Below are 9,294 nucleotides of genomic sequence, written 5' to 3'. Positions count from 1 at the left end.
TCAGCAGTTTAAACCTGAGACGCGAAAAGGAAAAACTGATGAGGAATTTTGATGAAGCCTTTATTAAACTCTTCCCGAATTTTATTGAGGAATTTAATTCCCTGCTCAAGCCTGAGGAACAAATTACCCTGAAAAATGGTCAGCTCCTCAATAAAGAACTCCGCATTTTTGCCTTGATTAGACTCGGAATTAAACACAACGAAATCATCGCTCAAATTCTTGGGTATTCCGTTAACTCTATCTACGCTTATAAAACCAAAATCAGAAAAAAATCCAGGTTGGATAAAAAGGATTTTGACGATAAACTAATCGAAAATACCACTCTTAGGCTCTAATCTTCTTTTGTGGCACCTCTTATTTTCTATATGTATCTACGTATATAATCTATACTATAAAACTAGTAGTCAGTAATTTACATTATATTTAATCCTGAATTTTTCTATATGGATTTTTAAAAACCTAAAAGGAGTCTTTAATTTTTCGAAGTTTGAAGTGTTATCATTAACTGACACATACACTTTTTAACAGACATTAAATTTTAGCAAATGCGAAATGAATTTAAAATTTTAAGAATTAGAGGACTACGGGCCAAAGTGACGTTGATGCTCCTTTTCTGCCTTCCACTTTTTGCGGGGGCACAAGGTTCTGATATTACCGTTAGCGGGATTGTTCTCGACGAAACGGGAATTCCACTGCCAGGTGCATCGGTATTAGAAGTAGGAACCAGTAATGGTGCGGTAACCGATTTTGACGGAAATTTTGAGCTTGTCGTAAGTGAAAATGCTCAACTGGAAGTGAGTTTTTTAGGTTATGTAACGCAAACGTTTGAAGCTACTTCCGAAGAAGTTGAGATCGTAATGGAATCAGACGCCGACGCCCTTGAGGAGGTGGTAGTGATTGGTTACGGCCAGACAACACAACGAGACCTAACAGGATCTGTCGCTTCTATAGATCTGGATGATGTAGAATCGCAGCCGGCTTCAAACATTGGTGATGCCATGCAAGGTAGGGCTGCCGGGGTACAAGTAATTACCTCAGGTGCTCCGGGTACAAATCCTACTATTAGAATTCGTGGAATTGGGACAATTGGGAATAACGACCCATTGGTAGTGGTAGATGGAGTCCCACTAAACGGCGGTTTAAATCAGGTAAACATGCAGGATGTTGAGTCGCTGCAAGTGCTAAAAGATGCTTCGGCTACGGCCATTTACGGTTCCCGTGGAGCTAACGGGGTGGTGATCATAACCACCAAAAGCGGGAAAGACGGAAAAGGGCAGTTTAATGTGGAAGCCTTTTCAGGGATTCAGCATTCTACCGATATGATTGACGTTTTAAATGCCCGTCAGTTTGCGGAATTTAATAATGAAATGCTCTCCAATGCCGGATATGAAACAAATCCTGAATATGCTGATCCTTCTTCGCTTGGCGAAGGCACAGACTGGCTGGATGCCTTATTCACAACCGGAAGGCAAAACAATTTTACTGTTTCCTTCAGCAACGGGAATGAACACACTAAGGTGTATACTTCGCTAAATGCTTTTAATCAGAAAGGTATCATTATCAATAATGATTACGAAAGGTACATCTTCCAGTTTAACAGTGAAACAGAGATCAACGATAATCTTCGTTTTGGGAATAACCTGAAAATGAATTATGATCAAAAGGAAAGTGGAGATACTAATATCAACAACGCGATTTTTTCACTTCCTACCAATCCAATCTATCGCGAAGACGGTGATTTCTCGGGACCGCTTGGTCAGCCTTTATATTACGGAGATGTTGAGAATCCAATAGGTAAGGCCAATATTGTAGAAAACTCTACCGAGGGTTATAACATCCAGGGATCTGTTTTTGCAGAATTAGATTTTCTTGAAGATTTCACCTTTAAAACCCTCTTTGGGGGAGAGACAAACTTCTGGTTTGGGAGAACCTGGGCTCCATCCTATGAATGGGATGCGCATATTGGCCAAAACGAATTTTTGTCGGAATCTTCCAACCGAAGCATAACTCTACTTTGGGATAACACCCTTACCTACGAGAAACGCTTTGAAGACGGAAGCAGATTTACCGGAGTTGTAGGTACCAGTGCCCAGGAGAACAGGTTTAAGACCATGGGAGGATCTATTCAGAATTTTGCCAGTACATCCACCCAGCAATTAGATAGCGGAACGGATCAACAGGAAATTGGTGGAACCGAATCAGAATGGGCGATATTCTCTTATTTTGCGCGCGGTACTTTTGATTTCCGAAGTAAATATTTATTAACGGCTACCGTTCGTCGTGATGGTTCTTCAAGATTTGGAGAAGGAAATAAATACGGAACTTTCCCTTCGGCTTCGGCAGCATGGAGACTTTCAGAAGAAGATTTCCTCGTGGATTCTGAAAATATCAACGACCTGAAAATTCGTGCCGGTTATGGTATTACCGGGAACCAGGAGATAGGAAACTATGCCTTTGCTTCTTCCTATAACACCAATCTATACAATTTCAATGGTAACCTGGTAACAGCTGCTGTTCCTACGGTTTTGCCCAATGCTAACGTGCAGTGGGAATCCCAGAAACAATACAACTTTGGTGTGGATGCCACATTGTTCGACAATAGAGTGGATTTAACGCTAGATCTTTACCGAAAAGATACCGAAGACATGCTCGTACCTATGGCGGTGCCGGTAACTTCAGGGTATTCTGATGTTTTTGTGCCTTCTATTAATGCAGGAAAGATCAGAAACCAGGGGGTTGAAGTATTGCTGACCACGCAAAATATCGAAGAGGAAAACTTTAGCTGGACCTCAGATTTCGTATTCACTTACAACGATAACGAGGTAATGAATATTAACAGCGATACCCCAATGACAACTGGTGGAATCGGCCTTAACTATAACCTGGCCAGAATTCAGCCAAATTATCCGGTGAATGTTTTCTACGGATTTGAGGAAGTGGGAATCTTCCAAACGCAGGAAGAAGTAGATAATGCCGCCGTGCAGGTTGCCGGAAATGATCCTGCTACCAGTACCGCTCCGGGAGATATCAGGTATAAGGATTTAAATAATGACGGTGTGATAAATGACGATGACCGTACCATTATTGGTAATCCAAACCCCGATTTCACATATTCCTTTAATAATACCTTTAAAATGGGGAATTTTGATCTAAATATTTTCCTTCAGGGAGTCTACGGAAATGACATCTTTAACGCCAACCGAATTTTTACTGAAGGTATGGCCGTTACCAGTAACCAGTCTACCGCAGTTCTTGACCGTTGGACTGGCGAAGGCACCAGCAACACCATGCCTCGTGCCATTTTTGGAGATCCTAACAATAACGCCCGCCCTTCAACACGCTATATTGAAGACGGTTCTTATTTAAGATTAAGAAACGTGAACCTGAGTTATAATATTCCAGTGGAAACATTTGCTGAGAATGCATTAAGCTCGGCGCGTGTTTATATCTCAGGCCAGAATTTATATACTCTGACCGACTATTCAGGATTTGATCCTGAAGTAGGTCCAAACGGAATAGATAATAACAACTATCCCGTTACCAGGACTATCTTGTTAGGAGTTAATGTTGGATTTTAAAAAGAAGAAACTATGAAGATTTATAAAATATTTTTACTGCTTTCTCTTGCAGTTATCACGGGATGCTCCGATGATTTCCTGGACAGGCAACCCCTGGATTCGATTAATACCGAAAACTACCCGGCAACAGCCGATGAGCTGGTGACTATTGTAAACGGAGCTTACCAGCCGATGCAAAGGCCAAAACTCTACAATATGAGGATGTGGACCACTGATATCATTGCCGGCAACAGCATTGTAGGTGCAGGTGGAGGAACCGATGGTATAGAAACCACTAATATGGCCAACTTTGTAACTTCAACCGATAATGCCGGGGCACTTGACCTTTGGCGTGGCCCATGGCCGGGAATTCTAATGTCTAATATTGTTTTAGATGTTGCACCAACTATGGAAATCGACGAAGATATTCGCGACAGGTCAATGGGAGAAGCTTATTTCCTAAGAGCTCATTATTACAATATCCTTGCAACCTTTTTTGGGGACGTTCCTTTGGTAACCGTACCGCAGAGTTCAGATGATGATCTGCTGCCGGAGAGAGACCCGGTGGAAGAAGTCTATGCGCAGGTTATAAACGATTTGACCGCAGCTGCTGAATTGCTTCCGCAGAAATCTGCCTATAACGGGGAAAACCTTGGAAGAGTACCAAAGGCTGCCGCTTATGGATTGCTTGCCAAAGTACATCTTAGCCTTGGCAACTGGCAGGAAGCAGTTGATGCCGCAACTGAGGTGGAAAGTCTTGGCTATGCTCTAAATGACAGCTACGCAGATAATTTTAGCATAGACAATGAAAATGGAGTAGAGTCTATTTTTGAAGTGCAGTATACCGATGATGCCGGGGAGGATTTTTGGAGCGACGATAACCAGTCTTCCTGGACGAGCCCGTTCATGGGGCCAAGGGGAGCTAATTTTGTTGCCGGAGGTTATGGGTGGAACCAGCCTACTGAAGAATTTGTGAACTCTTATGAGGACGGGGATTTGAGAAAAGATGTCACTATTCTTTATGAAGGCGGACCTGATTTTGACGGAAAAGAATATGACAGCGATTATTCACAAACCGGATACAACGTGCGGAAATTTTTAGTGCCGCTTAGCGAAGTTTCGGCTTATGATAACAGTCCGTTGAATTTTCCGGTTTTGCGTTATGCCGACATATTATTGGTTAAAGCTGAAGCCTTGAATGAACTTGGCCGTACCGATGAAGCCGAAGATTACCTGAATATGGTTAGAAACCGTGCCGGGCTGGATGATATTGTCCAGGGACTGGGACAGGAAGAATTTAAGGAAGCAGTTCTGCACGAACGTAGAATTGAACTCGCTTTTGAAGGTCAGCGCTGGTTAGATCTTATCAGGGTAAATAACGGGCAGTATGGTCTGGATTTCCTTCACTCGATAGGGAAAAATAATGCTTCAGAAAAACATTTGCTGTTCCCAATTCCTCAAATTGAACTTGACAGGAATCCAAATCTTTCACAAAATCCAGGTTACTAACTTAAAAAGTAAATGAACATGAAAAAATATTTAAACTTTCAACATTTATTCCTTTGGATGGTATTGCTGGGTACGGCTGCCTTCAGTGTATCTTGTGATAGTGATGATCTTTACGACCCATCTTTTGAGAATATAGATGACGAATTGCAACTAAGTATTTCAGAAGAATCGGTAGCACTTTCAGAAGAAGAAAAAAACCAGGAACTGGAATTCACCTGGTCTACGGGAACAAATTATGGTACAAATCAGGGGATTTTCTACACCCTGGAAATTGACCTTGAGGAAAATGACTTTACATTTCCGCTTGAATACGAGTTCGGCAAAGAGACCTATGAATTTTCGCTTCGGTACGGAGTTTTAAATGATATTTTGCAGAATACCTATGGCGTGGAAGCCGGAGAATCGGTTGATTTAACAGCCCGAATTACAGCCAGTGTAGGAGGTGAAGAAGATATGGACCAGGTAGACGTGGTTACTTTTACTGCCACTACCTATCAGCCCCTTACTGAAGAACTTTATTTGATTGGAAGCGCCTCACCAAACGGTTGGGATGCTAATAACCCTATTGAAATGACCAGGCAGGGAGATGAAGCAGTATTCGAATACACCGGAAACCTTAATGAAGGAGAATTCAAATTCATCACCACTTTAGGTGAATTCCTTCCTTCTTATAATATGGGTGAAGACGAAAACAGCCTTTTCTATAGGACCTCAGATGATGAACCGGATGATGCTTTTGAGATTACTGAAGCCGGGGTTTACAATATTGAAGTTAATCTCCTTGACGGAACCATTTCAGTTTCTACCGTAGACGATCCGCCATTCGGTAAATTATACATTGTGGGAGACGGAACCGAAAGCGGCTGGACAGTTGATGATCCGGCTGAATTTGAACAAAATGAAGAAGATCCTTTCATCTTTGAATATGAAGGAACCCTTAGCCCGGGAGCAATGAAGATCTTTGCCGGCCCAATGGGCGATTGGTGCGGGCAGTGGTACCGACCGATCGAAGCCGATCAGGAAATCACCAATACCGATGTTGAGCAAAATTCAGGTTGTGATGTAGATAATACCTGGAGAATAACTGAAGAAACCGAAGGTCGTTACAAGATCACCGTGAATACCCGTGACGAAAGCGTGGAAATTGAGCCGGTAAATCTCTACATAGTTGGAGATGGTGGTCCGAATGGCTGGGATATCAACAATCCCGAGCCAATGGAAAGAAGTGGAAGTGTTTATACTTATACAGGGCCACTTGGCGAAGAAAATGCGACAGGCGAATTCAAAATAGCCAAATTTAAAGGAGACTGGTGTGATGGCGAATGGATAAATCCCACTTCAAATGGACAATCGATCTCAAACACCGACTTCATCTATACCCAAGGCTGTGACGGTCCCGATAATAAATGGAAGCTTCAGGATGGCGAAGCCGGAGATTATATCATAACGGTAGATCTTGACGCGGAGACCATCAGTATTGAAGCACAATAAAAAAATCAGAATGATTGATAAAATGAAAAGATTTTCGGGGATACTGGCGCTGTTTTTAGCAGCGCTGGTTTCCTGCGAAAAAGATGATGATGTTACCGGGTCAAAAGAACCGGGTACCGGAGGGGAACAACCGGTTACCGAGGTTTTTCTTAGCACCGACAAGGCGAGATATGATCCGGGGGAAGAAGTGGAAATTTCAGTTGATGAGGTTCCTTCCAATGCAGTAGTGCGATACAAGCACCTGAATGAGGTAGTTGATGAGGAAAATCTTTCTTCGCAAACCTGGACCTGGACGCCCCCTTCCAACGATTTCAGAGGCTATATGCTGGAGGTGTTTTCCGAAAATGAAGATGGGGAAGAAGTGATACTGGGTACTGTAGCTATTGATGTATCTTCAGACTGGGCGCGGTTTCCACGCTACGGTTTTCTTTCAAAATTCGGGGATATTGCCGATGATAAGAAGGAGGAAATTATTTCCAATCTTAACAGGTATCATATCAATGGACTCCAGTTTTATGACTGGCATTATAAACCTCACGCACCTTTAGCCATGGAGAACGGTTCCCCGCAAGAGATGTGGAGGGATATAATTGATAGAGAAATCTATTTTTCTACGGTCGAAGATTATATCGACCTGGCGCATCAGAACAATATGAAAGCGATGTACTACAACCTGGCTTATGGTACTCTTGATGATTATGAAGACTACGGAATTGGTGAAGATTGGTTTCTGTATAACGACCCGAATCAGGATTGGAAAGACAGGCACGAATTGCCCCAACCGCCGTTTATCAGTGACATATATTTAACCGATCCGTCTAATCCCGATTGGTTGCAGTACCTGAAAGATCAAAACGATCTTGTGTACGAAAACCTGGCTTTTGACGGTTTTCATATCGACCAGCTTGGGAACAGGGGTGATGTTTATGATTACAGCGGAAATCGTATAGATCTTCCCAATGCCTTTGGAGATTTTATAGATGAGATGAAACAGGACGATGCTGAAAAAAGTATGGTGATGAATGCGGTAGATCAGTATGCACAGGAAAACATTGCCGACGAAGAGGTTGATTTCCTTTATACTGAAGTTTGGAGCGCCAATAGCTACGGTGACCTGGCTGAGGTGATTACCGATAATTACGGATATTCCAACAACGAAAAGCAAACAGTACTCGCGGCTTATATGAACTATGACCTGGCTGATAACACCGGCCAGTTCAATACTCCGGGAGTGCTCCTTACAGATGCTGTGATCTTTGCATTTGGTGGAGCACATCTTGAGCTTGGGGAGCATATGTTGGGGAAAGAATATTTTCCAAACAACAATCTGTCGATGAGTCGCGACCTGCAAAACAGGCTGACTAAATATTACGATTTTATGACTGCCTATGAAAATCTGCTCAGGGACGGAGGGGACTTTAATTATCCCGATGTTTCCACAGGTGACGGGAAAGTGAATTTTGGTAGCTGGCCTCCACAGGCTTCCAATGTTGCCGTGGCCGGAAAACGAGTAAATAACAAACAGGTTATCCACCTGCTAAACTTTTCACAGGCCACTACGATGAACTGGAGAGACAACGAAGGCAACCAGGCTAGTCCTACCCCTGTGAACAATCTGTTAGTCAATTTGCAGGAAACCGGTGATATCTCAAAAGTATGGTTTGCCTCTCCCGATTTTGAAGGAGGAGCTTCCAGAGAACTCGAGTTTAATCCGAGTAACGGACAGGTTTTAGTAAGACTGCCTTATCTGGAATACTGGAGTATGATTGTGGTAGAGTACAATTAATAAAATTAGCTGAAATTAGCCGGGGCATCTGAATAAACACGGGTGTCCGGCTTATTCATATCTCCTTTTCCAGCTTGAGAAGAGGAATAATCTTCAGAATGAAAAAGAACATGAAAAAGATCCAATTAATAATTACTCCAGTGTTTCTGTTGATTTTTACCCTTGGTTTTTCTCAGGAAAACTTCAGTAAAAACTGCAATGAAATACTTGAACAAGAAGAAAACAGGATTATTTTTGGCTGTGATGCCGGGGCCAAAATAGCCCTGGAATTTCTGGATGCCAAAAACATTAAATTTTGGTATGCTCCCAATGGGAAATTTGAAAGAAATAATGAGTCCTTCGCAGTAGTTGATGAGGAATTCGACCCCGGGTTTTCCGTTAACGTGAATGAATCTAAAGCTGCTTTTGAAATTTTTACCGAAGATCTTCGGGTGGTGGTGGAAAAAGCTCCTTTTAACGTAAAGATTTTTGACAAATACCAGCGCCTGGTGATGGGCGATTTTGCTGAAGAAGCCTATACCACCGATGGTACTGAGGTTACTGCAAAAAAGATCCTTCAGAAAGATGAACAATTTTTCGGTCTGGGTGAAAAAACCGGTTCGATTAACCGCAGGGGGAATTCCTATACTATGTGGAATAGCGACAAACCTTGCTATTCAGATGTTGAAGATCCGCTTTATAAAAGCATCCCCTTTTTTCTGAGCACTAATAATTATGGAATTTTCTTCGATAATACGTATAAATCCCAATTCGATTTTGGAGAATCTTCTGAAGATTATTATTCATTTTCTGCCTCTGACGGCCCCTTTATTTACTACTTCCTTTATGGAAAAAACCATAAAGAGATCATTGGCAGTTATACTAAACTTACCGGGCAGCCTATTATGCCGCCAAACTGGGCGCTGGGCTTTTCCCAGAGTCGGGGTATGCTCACCAATGAAAAACTTACCC

5 protein-coding genes and 1 pseudogene are annotated in these 9,294 nt (G+C 42.4%); all 6 read left to right on the top strand.

Features of this window, described 5'->3' with window-relative positions; all coding sequences use genetic code 11:
• The coding region (locus ACESK1_RS10415; protein WP_372920121.1) for a DUF6377 domain-containing protein at positions 1 to 335 on the top strand (335 nt) is incomplete at its 5' end.
• Between the two features lie 210 nt (positions 336 to 545).
• Entirely contained in the window at positions 546 to 3,578 is a 3,033-nt protein-coding gene (locus ACESK1_RS10410; RefSeq protein WP_372920120.1) for a SusC/RagA family TonB-linked outer membrane protein, read from the top strand.
• A gap of 12 nt (positions 3,579 to 3,590) precedes the next feature.
• Positions 3,591 to 5,066, top strand: a complete 1,476-nt coding sequence (locus ACESK1_RS10405) for a RagB/SusD family nutrient uptake outer membrane protein (RefSeq protein WP_372920119.1) — start codon at positions 3,591 to 3,593, stop codon at positions 5,064 to 5,066.
• A gap of 18 nt (positions 5,067 to 5,084) precedes the next feature.
• Positions 5,085 to 6,557, top strand: coding sequence for a SusF/SusE family outer membrane protein (locus ACESK1_RS10400; protein WP_372920118.1), 1,473 nt, complete (start codon positions 5,085 to 5,087; stop codon positions 6,555 to 6,557).
• 10 nt (positions 6,558 to 6,567) lie between these two features.
• Complete coding sequence (locus ACESK1_RS10395; RefSeq protein WP_372920117.1) at positions 6,568 to 8,343, top strand: glycoside hydrolase family 66 protein; 1,776 nt, start codon at positions 6,568 to 6,570, stop codon at positions 8,341 to 8,343.
• Between the two features lie 98 nt (positions 8,344 to 8,441).
• Positions 8,442 to 9,294: pseudogene (locus ACESK1_RS10390) on the top strand (glycosyl hydrolase family 31); the annotation flags it as partial.

Source organism: Salegentibacter sp., from assembly GCF_041642575.1.
GTDB lineage: Bacteria > Bacteroidota > Bacteroidia > Flavobacteriales > Flavobacteriaceae > Salegentibacter.
This window is presented reverse-complemented; position numbering and strand designations above follow the sequence as displayed.